At 56.1% G+C, this 23,069-nt stretch carries 18 protein-coding genes and 1 pseudogene; 14 read left to right on the forward strand and 5 right to left on the reverse strand.

All coding sequences use genetic code 11. From position 1 onward, the window contains the following. Positions 1-23: 23 nt before the first annotated feature. Positions 24-569: a superoxide dismutase family protein gene (locus tag AC2FGE_RS13520; protein ID WP_496819726.1), complete on the reverse strand. Its 546-nt coding sequence runs from the start codon at positions 567-569 to the stop codon at positions 24-26. A gap of 438 nt (positions 570-1,007) precedes the next feature. Between AC2FGE_RS13520 and AC2FGE_RS13525 the strand changes: the two are divergent. After that, positions 1,008-1,133, forward strand: a pseudogene (locus AC2FGE_RS13525) (transcription termination/antitermination protein NusG); the annotation flags it as partial. A gap of 190 nt (positions 1,134-1,323) precedes the next feature. Here the strand turns inward: AC2FGE_RS13525 and AC2FGE_RS13530 are convergent. Beyond that, a complete protein-coding gene (locus AC2FGE_RS13530; RefSeq protein WP_496819727.1) occupies positions 1,324-2,778 on the reverse strand; it encodes a hypothetical protein in 1,455 nt (484 codons plus the stop codon). A gap of 269 nt (positions 2,779-3,047) precedes the next feature. Between AC2FGE_RS13530 and rplK the strand changes: the two genes are divergently transcribed. Continuing rightward, on the forward strand, positions 3,048-3,497 hold the full coding sequence (gene rplK / locus AC2FGE_RS13535; protein ID WP_037314971.1) for a 50S ribosomal protein L11: 450 nt from the start codon (positions 3,048-3,050) through the stop codon (positions 3,495-3,497). Position 3,498: 1 nt separating this feature from the next. Continuing rightward, the gene (gene rplA, locus AC2FGE_RS13540) at positions 3,499-4,197 is read left to right on the forward strand and encodes a 50S ribosomal protein L1 (RefSeq protein ID WP_496819728.1); all 699 of its coding nucleotides are present in this window, start codon (positions 3,499-3,501) and stop codon (positions 4,195-4,197) included. Positions 4,198-4,261: 64 nt separating this feature from the next. On the opposite strand, the gene AC2FGE_RS13545 is transcribed toward rplA, so the two are convergent. Beyond that, the gene (locus tag AC2FGE_RS13545; protein WP_496819729.1) at positions 4,262-5,221 is read right to left on the reverse strand and encodes an aminoglycoside phosphotransferase family protein; all 960 of its coding nucleotides are present in this window, start codon (positions 5,219-5,221) and stop codon (positions 4,262-4,264) included. 412 nt (positions 5,222-5,633) lie between these two features. Between AC2FGE_RS13545 and rplJ the strand changes: the two genes are divergently transcribed. From rplJ to AC2FGE_RS13580, 7 genes are all read left to right on the forward strand, one after another. After that, on the forward strand, positions 5,634-6,152 hold the full coding sequence (rplJ, locus tag AC2FGE_RS13550) for a 50S ribosomal protein L10 (RefSeq protein WP_496819730.1): 519 nt from the start codon (positions 5,634-5,636) through the stop codon (positions 6,150-6,152). 79 nt (positions 6,153-6,231) lie between these two features. Beyond that, positions 6,232-6,609, forward strand: a complete 378-nt coding sequence (rplL, locus tag AC2FGE_RS13555) for a 50S ribosomal protein L7/L12 (RefSeq protein WP_353009219.1) — start codon at positions 6,232-6,234, stop codon at positions 6,607-6,609. 250 nt (positions 6,610-6,859) lie between these two features. After that, positions 6,860-10,996: a DNA-directed RNA polymerase subunit beta gene (gene rpoB, locus AC2FGE_RS13560; RefSeq protein ID WP_496819731.1), complete on the forward strand. Its 4,137-nt coding sequence runs from the start codon at positions 6,860-6,862 to the stop codon at positions 10,994-10,996. Positions 10,997-11,315: 319 nt separating this feature from the next. Continuing rightward, on the forward strand, positions 11,316-15,557 hold the full coding sequence (gene rpoC / locus AC2FGE_RS13565) for a DNA-directed RNA polymerase subunit beta' (RefSeq protein ID WP_496819732.1): 4,242 nt from the start codon (positions 11,316-11,318) through the stop codon (positions 15,555-15,557). A 131-nt stretch (positions 15,558-15,688) separates the two neighbouring features. Beyond that, positions 15,689-16,147, forward strand: coding sequence for a riboflavin biosynthesis intermediates N-glycosidase (ybiA, locus tag AC2FGE_RS13570; protein WP_496819733.1), 459 nt, complete (start codon positions 15,689-15,691; stop codon positions 16,145-16,147). A 136-nt stretch (positions 16,148-16,283) separates the two neighbouring features. Beyond that, positions 16,284-16,766, forward strand: coding sequence for a hypothetical protein (locus AC2FGE_RS13575; RefSeq protein ID WP_496819734.1), 483 nt, complete (start codon positions 16,284-16,286; stop codon positions 16,764-16,766). An 88-nt stretch (positions 16,767-16,854) separates the two neighbouring features. Beyond that, complete coding sequence (locus tag AC2FGE_RS13580; RefSeq protein ID WP_496819735.1) at positions 16,855-17,724, forward strand: DMT family transporter; 870 nt, start codon at positions 16,855-16,857, stop codon at positions 17,722-17,724. Here the strand turns inward: AC2FGE_RS13580 and AC2FGE_RS13585 are convergent. Together AC2FGE_RS13585 and AC2FGE_RS13590 are read right to left on the reverse strand one after the other, a co-directional pair. Then, on the reverse strand, positions 17,709-18,515 hold the full coding sequence (locus AC2FGE_RS13585) for a putative rhamnosyl transferase (protein ID WP_496819745.1): 807 nt from the start codon (positions 18,513-18,515) through the stop codon (positions 17,709-17,711). The genes AC2FGE_RS13580 and AC2FGE_RS13585 overlap by 16 nt on opposite strands. A 14-nt stretch (positions 18,516-18,529) precedes the next feature. Further along, positions 18,530-19,345: a putative rhamnosyl transferase gene (locus AC2FGE_RS13590; RefSeq protein ID WP_496819736.1), complete on the reverse strand. Its 816-nt coding sequence runs from the start codon at positions 19,343-19,345 to the stop codon at positions 18,530-18,532. Positions 19,346-19,716: 371 nt separating this feature from the next. Here AC2FGE_RS13590 and rpsL point away from each other — a divergent pair, with 371 nt between their 5' ends. The 4 genes from rpsL to AC2FGE_RS13610 form a co-directional block, all read left to right on the forward strand. Further along, positions 19,717-20,088, forward strand: coding sequence for a 30S ribosomal protein S12 (gene rpsL / locus AC2FGE_RS13595; RefSeq protein ID WP_005621086.1), 372 nt, complete (start codon positions 19,717-19,719; stop codon positions 20,086-20,088). 15 nt (positions 20,089-20,103) lie between these two features. Next, on the forward strand, positions 20,104-20,574 hold the full coding sequence (rpsG, locus tag AC2FGE_RS13600; RefSeq protein ID WP_008756926.1) for a 30S ribosomal protein S7: 471 nt from the start codon (positions 20,104-20,106) through the stop codon (positions 20,572-20,574). Positions 20,575-20,592: 18 nt separating this feature from the next. Beyond that, positions 20,593-22,710, forward strand: a complete 2,118-nt coding sequence (fusA, locus tag AC2FGE_RS13605) for an elongation factor G (RefSeq protein WP_496819737.1) — start codon at positions 20,593-20,595, stop codon at positions 22,708-22,710. 60 nt (positions 22,711-22,770) lie between these two features. Beyond that, a partial coding sequence (locus AC2FGE_RS13610; protein WP_496819738.1) for a GTP-binding protein occupies positions 22,771-23,069 on the forward strand: 299 nt, incomplete at its 3' end.

Raw genomic sequence — 23,069 nt, forward strand, 5'->3', positions numbered from 1 at the left:
CGGTACCAACGATGTTGTCGGGTTCAACCGACCTCAACGATGCCGCAGACCAGACGTGGACCAGCTCCGCCGATGGGTTGGGTGATCTGATCGTCTTCATTGGCATGTATGACAATCGCGGTCCCGTCTGCGTCCAGAAGGGGCAGGTCGTCACCTTCTAGAAAGACGCCGGTTTTGAAGAACTGCATCTCACCTATGCCATTCTCGCCAACATAGATGTTTCCAAGATCGCCCTTGCCGGGGCCCTTGGCGTTCACCAAGCCATGCTCACCTTCGCCCTCGCCGTGATGGCCGTGCGACGATTTGAAACCCGTATCTGCAGCGCAATGCGCTTTGGAATGGAAATGCACACCTTTGGGGCCCGGAGGCAGGTCGCTGATCTTGATGTGGACCAACACCCCATGTGAGCTTTGGGTGATATCTGCCGCGCCAATTGTTTCCCCGTCCAGGTTCTTCAAATCTGCGGTTGCACTGTGAACATGACCACCTGCATGAGCGGGGCTCAGGCTAAAGCCAATCGCGCCTGCCAGAGCGGCAACCAGAACCAGATCTTTTACAGTTTGTTTCATCGGATGTTTCCTCATATTGGAGTGAACTTGCGCAATGAAAACAACTGGTCGCCGGGTATTATTTGACTAAAACAGTCGGCCATAGTGTCGCATGTCTGGGTTGGGGTTTACCGGGTTGTTCGTTTTGTTGAATGAAAGCGTTCCATTTTATGCGATGGGCGAGGGTCAGAAGAGCTGGAGCGGAAATTCAGGGAGCTCATACCTCCCAAGTGCTGATAGCGTCGATCTCGTTTCTTCCCTGCGGTTTTGCAGTTGAGTATCCAGTTGGAGCGGTTGTTGTCCAAACACGGGATGACGCGTCTAAGGTCGTCAGACGTGATGCAGCGGGTGCCAGTCGGTATAGAGATTGAGACAAATTTGAGTGATGGGGAACTCAAGATGTTTGATGCGTATTTCAATTGGGTGGATTGAGATTGAACGACGAGTCCGCATCGTTTTGACGGCACGTTCGAGGATTTCGAAGGTGTGGTCGACGAGGCGCAGAAGCTGAAGGTCTCGGTCTCGATCTTTGGCCGCGAGACGCCGGTCGAACTGGACTTCACGCAGGTTACGAAGCAGAGTTAGAACGGCGCTTCGGCGGCTTTGGCCGCGCGAGTGCCGCTTTTGGTGGTGTCCAAGCTTCCCACTCGACTCGTATCCGAGTTGATCAGAGTGCGCGGATAGTCCCTGAAAAATTGCACTTGATTCAAGTGAACCAGGTGACACGATCGATGTTTGATATCAAGCTGACTTTCAAGGTATCTGCGTGTCCTACCTACTCTCTGGAAAGCGAGAAAAACCTCAATACTACACCAAACACGATTGTTGAGAAGAATATCCAAATGGACCAGCTGAGACTTGGAAAAACCGGTGCTTGATACAACCCGACTGTTCCATCAAAGCTATACAAATTCACCAATAGGTACGGAACCATCGGTATCGAACTGATGACGAACAAAAGAGCTTCAATGAAGTTAACAGAAGCGTGCGGATAGAAGGAATTGATTGCGCCGAATACAAAAATGGCAGATCCAATAAATGGAATCGCTGCGAATTCTATCGCTGTAAGTAGAAGAAACCAGACGACACCAAGTTTTTTTCGCGCCGCCTGACTCTGTCTGGCAACCATTTGCTGCATCATCGAAGTGCGATTGGGTACAAAGGTTGAGATCGCTTTGGCAACGCTGAAAAAAACAAAGCGCACGATGCTCGCAAAGACCATGACCCCCCCTAAAACCAATGAAACCCATGTCAGTATCTTTGACTCGGTGATCAATTCCAGAAAGTTAAAAACTGTCGCGTTCGAAAGCCCGAACGCCAGCGACAGATAGATAAAAGTTAGGAAGGTGGGCAAAGCAAGGACACCTAGCGCTTTTTCAACTAGTTGTATCGCCGCATACTGTAGTATTGGGCGCTGCACTTTCTTATTCCCAGCTTGAATCCACTGCGCCGTTTCTGCCGAGTTGCCGATCACATAGTAGGGGCTCGGAGGCATGAACTCTGAGAGTCCATCGATAGCTGTCGGGTCATCTTCGTCCATGGTGATGAAACCGTTCTGGGCTACCCGCATGTCAGCAGAGAACAAAACTCCCGAGTAGATAGTGGGGGCATCCAAGGTGTAAGCTTTGCCGAGCACCCAATATGATTTCTCGTTGATGTTTAAACGATAATCGCCATTTTCGTCCTTGCCGAATATGGCGTCTATTGCTGCCTCAAGGCGTTTGGCTACATCAGAATCCTTATCAAGTCCGGGTATTTGCCCTGAGTTGGTAAGAAAGTGGAACGCACCTTGATCGGCGTGGACGATCTGTCCAAAGAAGGTAACGTAGTTTGCAACAGTGCCAGCATTCAAACAAAGACCAATTGCGGCATTGGTTGCGTGCATGAAATCGCCACTGTTGCGGAGACAAACAACGCTAGGTCCGTCGCTTGCAGCCTTGGAAACGCAGACTAAAACTATCGAAAACGATCCTTCCGAAATCAAACACTTTTGCATCCCGTTATGCGCGCTGGTAGACCAGTGGGCTTGAAAAGAGATTTTGTATGCCTCGTAGGAATCATACGGACAGCTATAGAAGCGAGAAACGGTCGCTTTTGAGTGATCAAAACACTCCCCGCTGACACTTTCAATTTGCCTAATAACCTCTTCCGCCTCTTCGGCAGGGCAAGAACACCACATTGAGCTTGTCAAACTAATCACCTCAAAAAAATATTTTATAAATTCTGTCATCGGTGTGTCCAAAGTCAAGGTGCCTGACCAATACTACTCTTAGCGGATCATCTTTTTCATCTTTGGTTTGTGTCAGTGTAAAATGCTGAACATGATCTAGGCGACAGTTTAATACGCCTTGCCAACCCAACCATTCCCCTATAAATGCCGCCTCTATCGTCTTCGGGCGAGATTCTCTCGTGGGAGGTTGCTGGGATCGCGATCCCGGGCCGGACCACGCAACATAAACCGGGTGGAACGCGTTTCACCTACGTTGAAAGGAAAACCAAATGGCCAAGAAGCTTGCTGGTACAATGAAACTGCAGGTTCCTGCAGGTCAGGCGAACCCGTCGCCTCCAGTTGGTCCGGCGCTGGGTCAGCGCGGCATCAACATCATGGAATTCTGCAAGGCGTTCAACGCCAAGACCGCAGACATGGAGCAAGGCGCTCCGTGCCCGACCGTGATCACCTATTATCAGGACAAGTCCTTCACCATGGACATCAAGACGCCGCCCGCGTCTTATTACCTGAAAAAAGCGGCTGGTCTGAAGCCGGTTGGCAAGCGTAACCGTCCCCGCGGTGCGGAAAACCCCGGTCGTGAGACCGTGGCCACCGTGACCAGCAAGCAGGTTCGCGAAATCGCCGAAGCCAAAATGAAAGATCTGAACGCCAACGACGTCGAAGGCGCAATGCAGATCATCCTGGGCTCGGCCCGCTCTATGGGCATCGAGGTGAAGTAAGATGGCAAAACTCGGTAAACGTACCCGCGCTGCGCGCGAAGCTGTCGCTGGCAAGGAAAACCTGTCGGTTGAAGAAGCCGTTGCCCTAGTAAAAGGCAACGCGACCTCGAAATTCGACGAGACCATCGAAATCGCGATGAACCTGGGCGTTGATACTCGCCACGCGGACCAGATGGTTCGTGGCGTTATCGGTCTGCCGAACGGCACCGGTAAAGCGATGCGTGTTGCTGTTTTTGCGCGTGGCCCCAAGGCTGACGAAGCAAAAGAAGCAGGCGCTGATATCGTTGGTGCAGAAGACCTGATGGAAACCATTCAGGGCGGCACCATCGAATTCGATCGCTGCATTGCAACCCCTGACATGATGCCCATCGTTGGCCGTCTGGGTAAGGTTCTGGGCCCTCGCAACCTGATGCCGAACCCCAAGGTTGGCACCGTGACCATGGACGTGAAAGCCGCCGTGGAAGCAGCCAAGGGCGGTGAAGTTCAGTTCAAGGCGGAAAAAGGCGGCGTTGTGCATGCCGGTGTTGGCAAAGCGTCGTTTGACGAAGCCAAGCTGGTCGAAAACGTCCGTGCCTTCATCTCGGCTGTGGCCAAGGCCAAGCCGTCGGGCGCCAAGGGCACCTATATGAAGAAGATCGCGCTGAGCTCGACCATGGGCCCCGGTGTGACACTGGATGTGGCAGCTGCTGCGGGCGAATAAGCCCTTGGCATCTAGCCATCAGTAACAAGACCCGGGTGGTGCGAACTGCCCGGGTTTTTCTTTGCTAAGGGAAAATCTGTTTCAGGCGCGCCTCTAACAGGTCGCGCCTGCGTTCTTCAAACTGGCTGCAAATGAAATCCGGCCGCCAGAGGCGTAGCCAGTCTTTCAGCAGGCGGCCCCGCAGGCAGCAATCCAGAATCTCCGTGTCGATTGGGTGGCGGTAGAGTTTGAAGAACATCTCTTTGTTGGTCTTGAGCATACCGCTCCGGTCAACCTCCTCCTGAGTGGCGCTGCGAAAGATGTCTGCTTTCACAAAATCGACGATGTCGTAGACAGCCAGCTTGTCGCGCGCTTCGGTGAAATCGAGGCCGATGGCCGTGCCCTGACCCATGATCAGATTGAGCCCGTGGAAATCCCCGTGCGAAAACACACGCAGATCGGGTCGGTTCCGCAGCCGGGCGGCTTCGGCCAGAAACGTGTTGACCATGGGCTGACTGATCGGAGTGATATGATCCGGGACAAGGGCTGACAATTCGCGGATGTTATCAGTCATCCAACGGGGCCGGAACGCGTATTGAACTGGCTTCTGCAGGCTGTGAAGATGATGCAGCCAAGCACCGGCCCGACGATAGACCTGCGCAACCTGTTTGTCATCGTCGCTGTTATAGATCACATCGACAGCTGTGGGCCGGTCGACATATTCCGTTACCATGTAAGCGCCACCGGGGGCCAAATAGACAGGCCGCACGACGCGACCGGATTCGTGCCCTTTGAAATGGTCGAAGACCCGGTTGAGTGTTTCGAACTCTCTGCCCAGACGTCCCGACTCAGGTGAGACCGTATCGATTTTGAGGGCAAAGTCCTGACCCGGTGTTTCCACCTTCATGACCAGACGGGATCCCGGAAACCCGTGAGAGCGATAGACGCATTCCAAACCGGTGATGCGGTCGTTCAACTGATGTTGGGCAAACTCATTGGCAAAGCCCGATGCCATGTCGTATTCGGTAATCGTGAGTGTTGGCATGGTCAGGCGGATTTGCGTTTGGTGAATTGGGTGTGATCGGCCTGTTCGACAAGACAAGAGCGACCTACCAGTGTCAATGGTTCGCGCCCTGTCGATGGGTGAGGGCGAACGGCGCGATTGATTGCGCGGACGTGCAATTTACCTCTTGGAAACCGGGCGCGTCTGCCCTAAGTAGACCTGCGGAACAAAGCGTGCGATTCGTCGTGCGCTTTATTTCGTTTCGTCCAAGACGGTGGGTGGTGTCATCTGACCCCTTAATTTCCTGCCTGAGACGGGTAAGACCAAAGAATTCTGAGGGTCCCACCCTCGGGCGCGTTTTGGCCAATCCCGTAACAACGGACCTGAACGCCGGGGTTTCGACCGCGGCAAATATGAGCCGGGGTGAGGTATCACCCCTAACTTGGAGAGAACTGTGGATAGAGCCCAGAAAGAGAAAGTGGTCGAGGAACTCGGCCAAATCTTCGAAAGCTCTGGCGTCGTAGTGGTTGCTCACTACGCCGGTCTGACAGTTGCCGAGATGCAGGACCTTCGCGCACGTGCTCGTGACGCGGGTGGCTCTGTGCGTGTTGCCAAGAACAGGCTCGCCAAAATCGCCCTTGAGGGTAAGCCGTGTGAAAGCATGGCCGACCTGCTGACAGGGATGACCGTTCTGACCTATTCCGAGGACCCTGTGGCAGCTGCCAAAGTGGCCGAGGACTACGCCAAAGAGAACCAAAAGTTCGAAATTCTTGGCGGTGCAATGGGTGAGAACGCTCTGGACCGGGCTGGTGTTACAGCCGTGTCGAAAATGCCGTCGCGTGAAGAGCTTATTGCTACGATCGCTGGTATGCTTGGCGCGCCTGCTTCGAACATCGCCGGTGCAATTGGCGCACCTGCAAGCAACATCGCAAGCATCCTTTCCACCATCGAAGAGAAGGCGGAAGCTGCGTAAGCGGTTGGCACTGAATGATCTGCGTAGGGAAAACCCCCTGACGTTGGAACACACACTGTAAACGGAAAGAGCTGATACAATGGCTGATCTGAAAGCACTCGCAGAAAGCATCGTGGGTCTGACCCTGCTGGAAGCACAAGAACTGAAAACCATCCTCAAAGACGAGTACGGCATCGAGCCCGCAGCTGGCGGCGCCGTCATGGTCGCAGGCGCAGCTGGCGATGCCGGCGGTGCAGCTGAGGAAGAAAAAACCGAATTCGACGTCGTTCTGAAGAACGCCGGCGCTTCGAAAATCAACGTGATCAAAGAAGTTCGCGGCATCACCGGTCTGGGCCTGAAAGAAGCCAAAGAGCTGGTCGAAGCTGGCGGCAAGATCAAAGAAGGCGTGGACAAAGCCGAAGCCGAAGAGATCAAAGGCAAGCTGGAAGCAGCTGGCGCCGAGGTCGAACTGGCCTAAGTCAGTCCGCTGGCACATCGCTGATGTGCCTGGAAATTTGGCTGGGTCCGGAGAAATCCGGGTCCAGCCGAACCTGTCTTAGAAAGGGCCTCATGACGTGGGGTGTTTTCTAAGACACGGTTTTCGGATCGGGAGGCCGCCTTCGGGACGGTGGCCACGAATTGATCCGGACGTGTTGTCTCGATTGTGCAAGATGCCGGGGCCCGACGGTGTCTTTGCCCGCTGAGAACATCGAAAGGTGACATCTGACATGGCTCAAACGTTCCTTGGCCAGAAACGTCTTCGTAAATATTACGGCAAAATCCGTGAAGTTTTGGAAATGCCGAACCTCATTGAGGTGCAGAAATCTTCTTATGATCTTTTCCTGCGCTCCGGTGATGCTGAACAGCCCACAGACGGCGAAGGCATCAAAGGCGTGTTCCAGTCGGTTTTCCCGATCAAGGATTTCAACGAAACCTCCGTTCTGGAGTTCGTGAAATACGATCTGGAAAAACCCAAATACGATGTCGAAGAGTGCATGCAGCGCGACATGACCTACAGCGCGCCGCTGAAGGTTACTCTGCGGCTGATCGTGTTTGATGTCGATGAGGACACTGGCGCGAAATCGGTCAAAGACATCAAGGAACAGGATGTGTTCATGGGCGATATGCCCCTGATGACACCGAACGGCACGTTCATCGTGAACGGCACCGAGCGTGTGATCGTGTCCCAGATGCACCGTTCGCCCGGTGTGTTCTTTGACCATGATAAAGGCAAGACCCATTCCTCGGGCAAGCTGTTGTTTGCCTGCCGCATCATCCCGTATCGCGGCAGCTGGCTGGACTTTGAGTTCGACGCCAAAGACATCGTGTTCGCCCGTATCGACCGTCGCCGTAAACTGCCTGTGACGACCCTGCTTTATGCGCTGGGTCTGGATCAGGAAGCGATCATGGATGCGTATTACAACACCGTGTCCTACAAGCTGGACAAGAAGAAAGGCTGGGTCACGCCGTTCTTCCCCGAGCGTGTGCGCGGCACCCGCCCGACCTATGATCTGGTTGACGCCAAATCCGGTGAAGTGATTGCCGAAGCCGGCAAGAAAGTCACCCCGCGTGCGGTCAAGAAGCTGATCGACGAAGGCAACGTCACCGACCTGTTGGTGCCCTTCGACAACATCGTCGGCAAGTATGTCGCCAAAGACATCATCAACGAAGAAAACGGTGCGATCTATGTCGAAGCCGGTGATGAACTGACGCTGGAATATGACAAAGACGGCGACCTGATTGGCGGTACAGTCAAGGACCTGATGGATGCGGGCATCACCGACATTCCGGTTCTTGACATCGACAATGTCAATGTCGGTCCGTACATGCGCAACACCATGGCTCAGGACAAAAACATGAGCCGCGAAACCGCGCTGATGGACATCTACCGCGTCATGCGTCCGGGTGAGCCGCCCACCGTTGAAGCTGCGTCGGCCCTGTTCGACACATTGTTCTTCGACAGCGAGCGGTATGACCTGTCGGCTGTTGGTCGCGTGAAGATGAACATGCGTCTGGCTCTGGATGCGCCGGACACCTTGCGGACCCTGCGACGCGAAGACATCGTGGCCTGCATCAAGGCGCTGGTTGAATTGCGTGACGGCAAAGGCGACGTGGACGATATCGACCACCTAGGCAACCGTCGTGTCCGTTCGGTCGGCGAACTGATGGAGAACCAGTATCGCGTTGGCCTGCTGCGTATGGAGCGCGCGATCAAAGAGCGTATGTCGTCGGTCGAGATTGACACCGTCATGCCTCAGGATCTGATCAACGCGAAACCGGCTGCTGCTGCTGTCCGCGAATTCTTTGGCTCGTCGCAGCTGTCGCAGTTCATGGACCAGACCAACCCGCTATCGGAGGTTACCCACAAACGCCGCCTCTCGGCGCTTGGCCCCGGTGGTCTGACACGTGAGCGTGCGGGCTTTGAGGTGCGCGACGTACACCCAACCCATTATGGCCGGATGTGCCCGATTGAAACGCCGGAAGGTCCCAACATCGGTCTGATCAACTCGCTGGCCACTTTCGCCCGCGTCAACAAGTATGGCTTCATCGAAACACCTTACCGCGTTGTCAAAGACGCCGAGGTGACTGATGAGGTTCACTACATGTCAGCGACCGAAGAAATGCGTCACACCGTGGCGCAGGCGAACGCGACGCTGGATGAGAACGGCAAGTTCATCAACGATCTGGTGTCGACCCGCCAATCGGGTGACTATACTCTGGCCCCGCGCGAGAATGTGGACCTGATCGACGTCAGCCCAAAACAGCTGGTCTCGGTCGCTGCCTCGCTGATCCCATTCCTTGAAAATGACGACGCCAACCGCGCTCTGATGGGTTCGAACATGCAACGTCAGGCGGTTCCGCTGCTGCGGGCCGAGGCGCCGCTGGTCGGTACCGGGATTGAGGAAAAGGTTGCGATCGACTCGGGCGCTGCGATTCAGGCGAAACGCGCAGGCATCATCGACCAGGTCGATGCTCAGCGTATCGTGATCCGCGCCACCGAAGATCTGGAGCTGGGCGATGCTGGCGTTGACATCTATCGTCTGCGCAAGTTCCAGCGTTCGAACCAGAACACCTGCATCAACCAGCGTCCGTTGGTGAAAGTGGGTGACACGGTTGGCAAGGGCGAGGTGATTGCTGATGGTCCGTCCACCGATATCGGTGAACTGGCCCTTGGTAAGAACGTGGTCGTCGCGTTCATGCCGTGGAACGGGTACAACTACGAAGACTCGATCCTGATCTCTGAACGTATCGCGCGTGACGACGTCTTTACCTCGGTCCATATCGAGGAATTCGAAGTCGCCGCACGTGACACCAAGCTGGGCCCGGAAGAGATCACCCGCGACATCCCGAATGTCGGTGAAGAAGCGCTGCGCAACCTCGACGAGGCGGGCATCGTTTACATCGGTGCGGATGTAGAACCGGGCGATATTCTGGTCGGCAAGATCACTCCGAAGGGCGAAAGCCCGATGACCCCGGAAGAAAAGCTGCTGCGCGCCATCTTTGGTGAAAAAGCATCTGACGTGCGCGACACCTCGCTGCGCGTGAAGCCGGGTGATTACGGGACGGTCGTCGAGGTTCGCGTCTTCAACCGTCACGGCGTCGAGAAAGACGAGCGTGCGCTGCAGATCGAGCGTGAGGAAGTCGAGCGTCTGGCCCGTGACCGGGATGACGAGTTGGCGATCCTGGATCGTAACATCTATGCGCGACTGCAGGGCCTGATCCTGGGTAAAACCGCTGTCAAAGGCCCGAAAGGTGTCAAGGCAGGGTCGGTGATCACCGAGGACCTGCTGGAAACCCTGACCCGCGGTCAGTGGTGGCAACTGGCACTGGAAGGCGAGCAGGACGCACAGATCGTTGAGGCTCTGAACGAGCAGTACGAAGTGCAAAAGCGTGCTCTGGATGCCCGTTTCGAAGACAAAGTCGAGAAAGTCCGCCGTGGCGACGACCTGCCGCCGGGTGTGATGAAGATGGTCAAAGTCTTCATCGCCGTGAAGCGCAAGCTGCAGCCGGGCGACAAGATGGCCGGTCGTCACGGGAACAAAGGCGTCATCTCCAAGGTTGTTCCGATGGAAGACATGCCGTTCCTTGCCGATGGTACGCCGGTAGACTTCTGTCTGAACCCGCTGGGTGTTCCTTCGCGTATGAACGTTGGTCAGATCCTGGAAACCCATATGGGTTGGGCCGCGCGCGGTCTGGGTCTGAACATCGATGACGCCTTGGGTGAATACCGCCGTTCCGGCGACCTGACTCCGGTTCGCGAAGCGATGAAGCTGGCCTATGGCGAGAATGTCTACGAAGAAGGCATTGCTGGCATGGACGAGGATCACCTGATCGAGGCGGCGGGCAACGTGACCCGCGGTGTTCCGATCGCGACCCCGGTCTTCGACGGTGCCAAAGAGGCTGACGTCAACGACGCGCTGGTGCGTGCGGGCTTCTCGGAAAGCGGTCAGTCGGTTCTGTTCGACGGTCGTACCGGTGAGCAATTCGCGCGTCCGGTGACCGTGGGCATCAAGTACCTGCTGAAACTGCACCACCTGGTGGACGACAAGATTCACGCGCGTTCGACCGGGCCGTACAGCCTGGTTACCCAGCAGCCGCTGGGTGGTAAGGCGCAGTTCGGTGGTCAGCGCTTTGGTGAGATGGAGGTCTGGGCTCTGGAAGCTTACGGCGCCGCCTACACCCTGCAGGAGATGCTCACCGTGAAATCGGATGACGTCGCCGGCCGGACCAAGGTCTATGAGTCGATCGTCAAGGGCGAGGACAACTTTGAAGCGGGCGTACCGGAATCGTTCAACGTTCTGGTGAAAGAAGTCCGTGGCCTTGGCCTGAATATGGAACTCCTGGATGCGGAGGTGGATGAGTAATGGCGAGCGCTGCTTGCGTCGCGATGGCTCTGATTGGCATGACTACACCGAACTGCATAACCCCAGAAATGGATTACCTCATGGACATAGGTGGTTTTCTCACCGTCTATGGGGGTTCAAACTATCTGGCCGCAGCGCGGTGTAAGACTGCCTTTGGGAGCGAAGACGCGTGCCCGAGCGCTCACATTTGCCCAGATAACTTCAATTCCACTTTCGTTGATATGAACTGGCGGGATGTTCGAGACTCCCGTGACCTCATTATCGCTCCAAAGAGCTACACGCACATCATTGATTGTGCGGAGCCTGGAAAGGATACCTAATGAACCAGGAAATCACCAACAACCCGTTTAACCCGCTGACGCCCCCGAAGGTTTTTGACGAGATCAAAGTCTCCTTGGCGTCGCCCGAGCGGATCCTGTCTTGGTCCTATGGCGAGATCAAGAAACCCGAAACCATCAACTACCGGACGTTCAAGCCTGAACGCGACGGTCTGTTCTGCGCGCGTATCTTTGGCCCGATCAAAGATTACGAATGCCTGTGCGGCAAATATAAGCGGATGAAGTATCGCGGCGTTGTCTGCGAGAAATGCGGTGTGGAAGTCACCCTGCAGAAAGTCCGCCGTGAGCGCATGGGCCACATCGAACTGGCCGCACCCGTGGCACATATCTGGTTCCTGAAATCGCTGCCGTCCCGCATCGGTCTGATGCTGGACATGACGCTGCGCGATCTGGAACGTGTTCTGTACTTTGAAAACTATGTCGTCATCGAGCCCGGTCTGACTGACCTGACTTACGGCCAGATGCTGACCGAAGAAGAGTACATGGATGCGCAGGATGCCTATGGCATGGACGCGTTCACCGCGAATATCGGTGCCGAAGCCATCCGTGAGATGCTGGCCCAGATCGATCTGGAAGCCGAAGCCGAGCAGCTACGCGCTGATCTGGCCGAAGCGACAGGTGAGCTGAAGCCCAAAAAGATCATCAAGCGTCTTAAGGTTGTTGAATCCTTCCTAGAGTCGGGCAACCGGCCTGAGTGGATGGTTATGACCGTGATCCCGGTCATTCCGCCGGAACTGCGTCCGCTGGTTCCGCTGGATGGTGGCCGCTTCGCGACTTCGGATCTGAACGACCTGTACCGCCGCGTCATCAACCGGAACAACCGTCTGAAGCGTCTGATCGAACTGCGCGCGCCTGATATCATCGTCCGCAACGAAAAGCGGATGCTGCAGGAATCCGTTGACGCTCTGTTCGACAACGGCCGTCGTGGCCGCGTGATCACTGGCGCCAATAAGCGTCCGCTGAAATCGCTGTCGGACATGCTGAAAGGCAAGCAGGGTCGCTTCCGTCAGAACCTTCTGGGTAAGCGCGTCGACTTCTCGGGCCGTTCGGTCATTGTGACCGGTCCGGAACTCAAGCTGCACCAGTGTGGTCTGCCCAAGAAGATGGCGTTGGAGCTGTTCAAGCCGTTCATCTACTCGCGCCTTGAAGCTAAGGGTCTGTCTTCGACCGTGAAACAGGCGAAGAAACTGGTCGAGAAAGAGCGTCCCGAAGTGTGGGATATCCTCGACGAGGTTATCCGCGAACACCCTGTCATGCTGAACCGTGCGCCGACGCTGCACCGTCTTGGCATTCAGGCGTTCGAGCCGGTTTTGATCGAAGGTAAAGCCATCCAACTGCACCCGCTGGTCTGTTCGGCCTTTAACGCCGACTTTGACGGCGACCAGATGGCCGTTCACGTCCCGCTAAGCCTTGAGGCCCAGCTGGAAGCCCGTGTTCTGATGATGTCGACGAACAACGTTCTGTCGCCTGCTAACGGCGCGCCGATCATCGTTCCGTCGCAGGATATGATCCTGGGTCTCTACTATGTGACGCTGGAACGCGAAGGCATGCCGGGCGAAGGCAAAGTGTTCGGTTCGATCGACGAAGTTCAGCATGCGCTGGACGCCGGTGAAGTACATCTGCACACCAAGATCACTGCGCGGATCACGCAGATCGACGACGAAGGCAATGAAGTTCAGAAGCGTTACGAAACCACTCCGGGCCGTTTGCGTCTGGGTGCGTTGCTGCCGCTGAACAACAAAGCACCGTTCGATTTGGTCAACCGCCTGCTGCGGAAGAAAGAAGTGCAGCAGGTGATCGACACCGTCTACCGGTATTGCGGTCAGAAAGAGTCGGTTATCTTTTGCGACCAGATCATGTCGATGGGCTTCAGAGAAGCGTTCAAGGCGGGCATCTCGTTCGGTAAGGACGATATGGTCATACCGGACGACAAGTGGGGCATCGTCGATGACACCCGCGGTCAGGTGAAGGACTTTGAACAGCAGTACATGGACGGCCTGATCACTCAGGGCGAGAAGTACAACAAAGTTGTCGATGCCTGGTCGAAGTGTAATGACCGCGTCACCGAGGCCATGATGAGCACCATCTCATCCTCGGAACGGGCTGAGAATGGTTCTGAACAGGAACCGAACTCAGTCTACATGATGGCTCACTCGGGCGCGCGTGGCTCGGTCACTCAGATGAAACAGCTGGGCGGTATGCGCGGCCTGATGGCCAAGCCGAACGGTGACATCATCGAGACGCCGATCATCTCGAACTTTAAAGAAGGTCTGACCGTTCTCGAGTACTTCAACTCGACCCACGGTGCCCGTAAGGGTCTGTCGGATACCGCTCTGAAGACGGCGAACTCGGGTTACCTGACCCGTCGTCTGGTGGATGTCGCGCAGGACTGTATCGTTCGTGAGATCGACTGCGGAACCGAGCGTGCGATCACTGCCGAAGCTGCCGTGAACGATGGTGAGGTTGTCGCCTCGCTGGCCGAACGTGTGCTGGGCCGTGTCTCTGCCGATGACGTGCTGCGTCCGGGTACGGATGAAGTTCTGGTCGCTGCCGGTCAGCTGATCGACGAACGCATGGCCGACACCATCGATGAAGCCGGTGTTGCCTCGATGCGCATCCGCTCGCCTCTGACCTGTGAGTCCGAGGAAGGCGTCTGTGCAACCTGCTACGGTCGTGACCTCGCGCGTGGTACCATGGTCAACACAGGTGAAGCTGTCGGTATCATTGCCGCGCAGTCGATCGGTGAACCCGGTACACAGCTGACCATGCGTACATTCCACATCGGTGGTGTTGCCCAAGGTGGTCAGCAGTCGTTCCAGGAAGCCAGCCAGGACGGTGTTGTTTCGTTTGAGAACCCGCAGATCCTGGTCAATGCGGCAGGCGAAAGCCTGGTCATGGGCCGGAACATGAAGTTGGTGATCAGCGACGAACACGGCGAAGAGCGTGCCAGCCACAAGCTGGGCTATGGTTCGAAATTGTTCGTCAAGGACGGCACGAAAGTCGCCCGTGGCGACAAGCTGTTCGAGTGGGACCCGTACACCCTGCCGATCATCGCCGAGAAAGCCGGTACTGCGAAATATGTCGACCTTGTTTCGGGCCTTGCTGTCCGCGACGAGACCGACGATGCAACCGGCATGACCCAGAAGATCGTGATCGACTGGCGCGCGGCGCCCAAAGGCAGCGACCTCAAGCCCGAGATCATTCTGGTTGGCGAAGATGGCGAACCGGTCCGCAACGATGCGGGTAACCCGGTTCACTATCCGATGTCGGTGGATGCGATCCTTTCGGTCGAAGACGGTCAGCAGGTCGAAGCTGGTGACGTTGTCGCGCGTATCCCGCGTGAAGGCGCCAAGACCAAGGATATCACCGGTGGTCTGCCGCGTGTGGCCGAACTGTTCGAAGCCCGTCGTCCGAAAGATCACGCGATCATCGCAGAAGCCGATGGTTACGTGCGCTTTGGCCGCGACTACAAGAACAAGCGCCGCATCAGCATCGAACCGGCTGACGAGTCCATGGAGACCATCGAGTACATGGTACCCAAGGGCAAGCACATCCCGGTCGCCGAAGGGGATTTCATCCAGAAGGGTGAATACCTGATGGACGGTAACCCGGCTCCGCATGACATCCTGTCCATCATGGGTGTCGAAGCGCTGGCGGATTACATGATCGACGAGGTGCAGGATGTGTATCGTCTGCAAGGCGTGAAGATCAACGACAAGCACATCGAGGTTATCGTGCGCCAGATGCTGCAGAAGTGGGAGATCCTGGATTCAGGTGACACCACCCTGCTGAAAGGCGAACATGTCGACAAGCAGGAGTTCGACGCGGCCAACGAAAAGACCATCTCTCGTGGTGGTCGTCCGGCACAGGGTGAGCCGATCCTGTTGGGGATCACCAAAGCCTCGCTGCAGACGCGTTCGTTCATCTCGGCGGCGTCGTTCCAGGAAACCACCCGCGTGCTGACCGAAGCGTCAGTACAGGGCAAGAAAGATAAGCTGGTTGGCCTGAAAGAGAATGTCATCGTCGGACGCCTGATTCCCGCCGGTACAGGCGGAGCCACTCAGGCCGTGCGCCAGGTTGCCCAATCGCGCGACAATGTTGTGATCGAAGCCCGCCGGGAAGAGGCCGAAGCCGCCGCTGCGCTGGCAGCTCCGACCTTCGACGACGACATGGTTGGCGACGAGCTGGACGTTTTGGTGGAAACCCCGGAAAGCCGCGAGTAAGCATCGCTTTGTACGATTAGAAAAGGCCCCGCGATCCCGCGGGGCCTTTTTCGTTTCAGGGGAATGGCGTTCCGCGGTCTTTGAGTGTAAGAGGGCTTGCCTTCCTTTGTGACATGCGTGTTTCTTACCCTATGTCCAAAACCTCAGATCACTCGGTAATCTATTTCTATGCGCAAACAGATAGGTATGCAGAGTTTTCTAACTTTGCCCCGTTTGGTGTCGCTATGGATGGTCATTGGTGGCGAACGGTTGAACACTTCTTCCAAGCCCAGAAGTTTCTGGATACCGACTACAAGGAACGTATCAGGCTGGCAAACAAACCAAAGGACGCCAAGGTCCTTGGGATGAGCCGAAAATTCCAGCTGCGCGCAGATTGGGAAGACATCAAGGACCAGATTATGCTGGACGCAGTTCGGGTGAAGTTTCAGACTCATGTGCAGCCACAGAAACTTTTGTTATCAACCCAAAACGCCGAGATCGTAGAAAACGCGCCGATGGATTCCTATTGGGGATGCGGTCCAGATGGGCAGGGTTTGAACAAACTGGGGCAGATATTGATGCAGGTTCGCGAAGAGCTTGGTTCGATTTGATGTCCAAGCATGATGGAGGTGCCGGTAGATCAAATGCGGCAGCTCCGAGCGGTTTTCCAGATTGTATGCCGCTTGATGTGATGCACCCATTGGTTTAGTGATTTGCTGATTAAAAACAAAGAAATTGGGTTGAGGAATGGGTGGCCAGCAAACCTCATTCGAGGAGCGAGTTGCTCGGATAAAGCAGCACAATCTTCAGACGACCGGCAGTGGCAATCGCATCAGTACTGAAAGCATCTGGCAGCGGCTGGCCTATCCGGCCTCCTTTGTTGGAGCGTTCTTGCTGGGCTTTTTTGCCGTATTTCTAACGCGGTACATTCGGTACCACATGGTCGGTGTGCCAGAGGCCGGGCAGCTAGATACACAGGAGATTGTCAGCGTTGTTATGGCCAGTGGCGCAGGTTTCTTTGTTTCGTTCTTTCTACGAGATCGAAAGAAAGAATTCGCCAGCCTGGTCACGCTGGGCGTGTTGTGTAGCACATTCACCTTTCACAACCTAGTTTGGGCATACCCAGAGGTTTTTGAGTACGTGTACGGAGAAGATTGGGTAGAGTTCATCCAAAAACTGACCGAACCATCAAGCCTTTATATGTTCGGCAACAGTGTTGTCTTTGGCTAACATATCGGCCGTTGCGGAAGTTTGATTGACTTCGGGTTTCAGTTGCGGGCCAATATGGCCTGTTGCCTATCCCCGGAGCCGAAGCAGAATGTCCGCAAACACCAAAGGTGCGCTGCTGATGATGGGCAGCATGATGGCCTTTACCATCAATGATACGCTGGTAAAGGTCGCGTTGCAGGATTTGCCGCTGTTTCAGTTGATTGCCTTGCGCGGGTTGTTGGCGACGGTGCTGGTGTATCTGTTGGCCCAGTATCTGGGCGTGCTGCATCTGAGGTTTCCGCAGCATGACAGATGGTTGATTGCCCTACGCTGTGTGGCGGAGCTGTCGGCTACCTTCTTCTTTTTGACTGCGTTGAAACAAATGCCTTTGGCGAATGTGACGGCGGTGTTGCAGGTCTTGCCCCTGACCGTAACGCTTGGGGCCGCGTTGTTCTTTCACGAAGCAATCGGCTGGCGGCGCGTGCTGGCGATTGCGATGGGGTTTGCCGGGATGTTATTGATCGTCCGCCCCGGCCCCGAGGGGTTTGACCTCTACGCGATCTTTGCGCTGGTCGCAGTGCTGTCGGTCACGGCGCGCGACCTGATCACGCGCCGAATGTCGGCTGAGGTACCTTCGATGGTCGTCACACTTGCAACCTCGCTGTCGATCACGGTGACGGCCGCGATGATGTCGATCTTTGAAGGATGGGTGCCGGTCTCTGCCGCCACAGGAGGGCTGGTTGTTTCGGCTGCAATATTCGTTTTGGTTGCGTATTTGTGCAGTGTCATGGTGATGCGGGTTGGAGAGGTCGGTTTCGTCGCGCCGTTTCGCTATACCGGTTTGCTGTGGGCGCTTGGGCTGGGCTGGCTGGTCTTTGGGGACTGGCCGGATGCGATTACCATGCTGGGTGCGGTGCTTGTGGTTGGCTCGGGCCTGTTTACGCTGTTTCGGACGCGCGCGCGTCAACCCGAGGCATGAACCTTTCGGACGGTCTGAGAATCAATGGCAAAGCGTTCTTGAAATTCTGCTTCTAGTTCGTTGTCCAAAGGTTCCAACGCGGTTTGTGCGTTGCGTGTGGCAGGTGAATCGTTGAACCCGTTCAGGCTGCGCACCCACATTGGAGCGTCCGGATAGCTAACGACCGGCATAATGCGAGCCAGCCGGTTATGGGTATAGTTCATGATGGTGGCAGAACTTCCACCGGGCACATACATACCCAGGCCAGCAGTGACGAGAGGCCGATGCACCATTGCGGCCCGCACACCACCCGCATCCATACGCGCAAGATAGCCGCAATTGAAGTCGATCCCCACAGTTTCATGATTTCGCATCAGGCCGGCGCAATCCTGAGCGGCTTGGCGCAGACGCTCCACAAAATCCACCGAGACGGCATCATCGTCGTCATGGCGAAATTGCAGACACGATTGGCCTAGGTCGGTGCGGGCGTCGTTCAGAACCTCTTTCATCAAACGCCGGTGCCGGGCAGGGGGCTTTTGTATGATCCGCACTTGCGACATTCCGGTGGTCAGATCACGCAGGCGATCATGGGCGTGCTTGGGCAAGCAGTCCCCGATCAGGATCAGCAGTTGAAACTCCTGATCCGTCTGGTTGCGGAAACAGGGTAAGGTCGAGGCTTCGAATAACCGGAACCTCTCCTCCAGACGTGCAGGGTCATAGAGGTAGCGCCGCCGTTCCTCGGTTGTTTCATGCTGGACCTGAAAACCACCGATAGCGGGATAGGAAAACCGGCACAGGCCAATGACTGACAGAGAGGTTGGATGCGTCATGCCGCGCCATGCACCTGGCGCACGACATCCTGATCAATGGCGTAGCGGGCGATAAACTCACCCTCCATTTCGGGGGTCAGGGGCTGCAGGTCGACCTTGTTCTTGCGGGCGTGAGGAGAGTCGTTAAAGCCATGCAGCGTCCTCACCCACATCGGCGCGTCCCCGTATGAGATCACGGGCATCGACCGCCCGATCTTGTTATGCGTATAGCTGATGATGGCTTTGTCGCAGCCGCCGGCAACATACATGCCCAGTCCGACGCCCAATTGGTTGATGAAAACGCGTGCGGCCTGAATGCCATCTGAGTCACAGCGCGCCAGAAACCCCTGGCAAAAATCCACTGCGACGGTTGGATGAGCCTCGATCAGGCCGCGACCTTCCTGGATGGCGATGCGCAGGCGTTCGACCAGATCAACGGATACAGCGTCGTCATCATCATGCCGGAACTGAATGCAAGGTTTATCCGGGTCTGTGCGGGCCTTGTTCAGGACCTCACGCATCACTTGCCGCGTCTTCAACCCGCTATCGGCAGGCTTTGAAATAATCTGAACCTGTTTCACATCTGCTGTCAGATCATGCAGCCGGTCGCGCGCCTGTTTGGGCAGACAGTCGCCTGTCACGATCAGAAGCACAAAATCCTCATCCGTCTGTTCGCGGAAACACGGCAGGGTTGAAGATTCGAACAGGCGGAACCGTTCTTCCAGCCGGTCTGGATTGTACAGATGGTGCCGCCGCTCTTCGATCGTTTCATGTTCGATCTGAAAGCTGCCCAAGGCCGGAAACGAGAAACGGCACAGTCCGATGACTTGCATTGAGAACCTGTTATTTTCGCTCTTCCGGCCACTATGGCGTTGCTTTAGACCCGCGGCAACCGAAAGACGCGCAGGGTACGAGCTGCTGGGGACTACCCTGTAAATGCCGGGCTGTTGACACTCGCCCCGACTCCCCCTATTACGCGCGTCATCTCGGTACCGGGGGCCGCCCCAAAACCGATTTCAGTAATGAACTGGTCAAGGCCCGGACAATTTTGCCGTTCGCGCCCTCTGATAACCAACCGCGACGTTCACCTCGGAATGGGAACGCTCGCGGATTTTGCGCTTGTGGACGCACGAACGCAGTGAAGTTTAGCCGCACGCAACTCGCGTGCATGTCATGTGTGTTGCAAAACGGGGAAGAAACCGGAATGCCAACTATTCAACAGCTGATCCGCAAACCGCGACAGCCCAAAGTAAAACGCTCGAAGTCCATGCACCTGGAGCAGTGCCCGCAGAAACGCGGCGTGTGTACCCGCGTGTACACCACCACACCGAAAAAGCCGAACTCGGCGATGCGTAAGGTTGCCAAGGTGCGCCTGACCAACGGGTTCGAGGTTATCTCGTACATCCCCGGTGAAAGCCACAACCTGCAGGAACACTCGGTTGTTCTGATCCGTGGCGGCCGTGTGAAAGACCTTCCCGGTGTGCGTTACCACATCCTGCGCGGTGTTCTGGATACCCAGGGCGTCAAAGATCGTAAGCAACGTCGTTCGAAATACGGCGCGAAGCGTCCCAAGTAAGAAGGAGAGGCTGATATGTCACGTCGTCACGCCGCCGAAAAACGCGAAGTTTTGCCTGACGCCAAATTTGGCGACAAGGTTCTGACCAAATTCATGAACAACCTGATGATCGACGGTAAGAAGTCGGTTGCAGAGCGCATCGTCTACAACGCGTTTGACCGCGTTGAAGGCAAGATTAAGCGCGCTCCTGTCGAAGTCTTCCACGAAGCGCTCGACAACATCAAACCGTCGGTCGAGGTTCGCTCGCGCCGGGTTGGTGGTGCAACCTATCAGGTTCCGGTCGAAGTACGCCCCGAGCGCCGCGAAGCACTGGCCATCCGCTGGCTGATCACTGCTGCGCGCGGCCGCAACGAAAACACCATGGAAGAACGCCTCGCCGGTGAACTGCTGGACGCTGTACAGTCCCGCGGTACTGCCGTTAAGAAGCGCGAAGACACCCACAAGATGGCCGAGGCGAACAAAGCCTTCAGCCATTACCGTTGGTAATTCCAGAGGCTTATCAAAATGGCACGCGAATATACACTCGAACACTACCGTAACTTCGGTATCATGGCGCATATCGATGCAGGTAAAACCACCTGCTCGGAACGCATCCTGTTCTACACTGGCAAATCCCACAACATTGGTGAGGTGCACGATGGTGCAGCCACAATGGACTGGATGGAGCAGGAGCAGGAACGCGGCATCACCATCACGTCGGCTGCAACCACCACGTTCTGGGAACGTACCGAAGATGGTGTAACGGCTGACTCACCCAAGCACCGCCTGAACATCATCGACACCCCCGGCCACGTTGACTTTACCATCGAAGTCGAACGCTCGCTGGCGGTTCTCGACGGTGCCGTCTGCGTTCTGGACGCAAACGCCGGTGTTGAGCCTCAGACCGAAACCGTGTGGCGTCAGGCTGACCGCTACAAGGTTCCGCGTATGGTCTTCGTCAACAAAATGGACAAGATCGGCGCAGACTTTTTCAACTGCGTTGCGATGATCGAAGACCGCACCGGCGCACGTGCTGTTCCGGTTGGTATTCCGATTGGCGCCGAGTCCGAGCTGGAAGGTCTGATTGACCTGGTCACCATGGAAGAGTGGCTGTGGCAGGGCGAAGATCTGGGCGCTAGCTGGGTCAAAGCACCGATCCGTGACAGCCTGAAAGACATGGCTGACGAATGGCGCGGCAAGATGATCGAAGCGGCCGTCGAAATGGACGACGACGCGATGATGGAATACCTGGAAGGCAATGAGCCCGACGTTCCGACCCTGCGCGCCCTGCTGCGCAAAGGTACGCTGGAAATCGCGTTTGTTCCGGTTTTGGGTGGGTCTGCGTTCAAGAACAAAGGCGTTCAGCCGCTTCTGAATGCTGTGATCGACTATCTGCCCAGCCCGCTGGACGTTGTCGATTACATGGGCTTCAAACCCGGCGACGAGGAAGAAGTTCGTGACATCGCACGTCGTGCCGATGACGACATGGCCTTCTCGGGTCTGGCGTTCAAAATCATGAACGACCCCTTCGTTGGCTCGCTGACCTTCACTCGGATCTACTCGGGCACCATGAACAAGGGTGACTCGATCCTGAACTCGACCAAAGGTAAGAAAGAGCGCATCGGTCGTATGATGATGATGCACTCGAACAACCGGGAAGAGATCGAAGAAGCGTTTGCAGGCGACATCATCGCGCTGGCGGGTCTGAAAGACACCACCACCGGTGACACCCTGTGTGATGCGAAGGATCCGGTGGTTCTGGAAACCATGACCTTCCCCGATCCGGTGATCGAGATCGCGGTTGAGCCCAAAACCAAGGGCGACCAAGAGAAGATGTCCCAGGGTCTGGCCCGTCTGGCCGCTGAAGACCCGTCTTTCCGTGTGGAAACCGACCTGGAATCGGGTCAGACCATCATGAAAGGCATGGGCGAACTTCACCTGGACATCCTGGTTGACCGTCTGAAGCGTGAGTTCAAGGTTGAAGCGAACATCGGTGCACCGCAGGTGGCCTATCGCGAAACCATCTCAATGCCGGTTGAGCACACCTACACCCACAAGAAACAGTCGGGTGGTTCGGGTCAGTTCGGCGAAGTTAAGCTGGAAATCCAGCCGACAGAGCCGGGCGAAGGTTACTCGTTCGAAAGCCGCATCGTTGGTGGTGCCGTTCCGAAGGAATACATCCCGGGTGTTGAAAAAGGCATCAACTCGGTCATGGATAGCGGCCCGCTGGCTGGCTTCCCCGTGATCGACTTCAAGGTTGCCCTGCTGGACGGTAAGTTCCACGACGTTGACTCGAGCGTTCTGGCGTTCGAAATCGCGGCCCGTATGTGTATGCGTGAAGGCATGCGCAAAGCTGGCGCGAAGCTGCTGGAACCGATCATGAAGGTCGAAGTGATCACCCCGGAAGAATATACCGGCGGTATCATCGGTGACCTGACCTCGCGTCGTGGCCAGGTGTCTGGTCAGGAACCGCGCGGCAACGCGATCGCGATCGACGCGTTTGTTCCGCTGGCGAACATGTTTGGCTACATCAACACTCTGCGTTCGATGTCGTCGGGCCGTGCCCAGTTCACCATGCAGTTCGACCACTACGATCCGGTTCCGCAGAACATCTCGGACGAGATCCAGGCGAAATACGCATAAGCGAAGATTTGAGGGAGCGCCGTTCAGGGGCTCCCTTCATTACCGAAAAAGGAGGCCATCATGGCAAAGGAAAAGTTTGAGCGTACAAAACCGCACGTCAACATCGGCACGATTGGGCATGTTGACCACGGCAAGACGACGCTGACCGCAGCAATCACCAAGTATTTTGGTGACTTCAAAGCGTATGACCAGATTGACGGTGCGCCGGAAGAGAAAGCGCGCGGCATCACCATCTCGACCGCCCACGTGGAATACGAGACAGACGCACGCCACTATGCGCATGTTGACTGCCCCGGCCACGCCGACTACGTCAAGAACATGATCACCGGTGCCGCTCAGATGGACGGCGCGATCCTGGT

The sequence above is a fragment of the Ruegeria sp. YTSA075 genome (genome assembly GCF_059610245.1).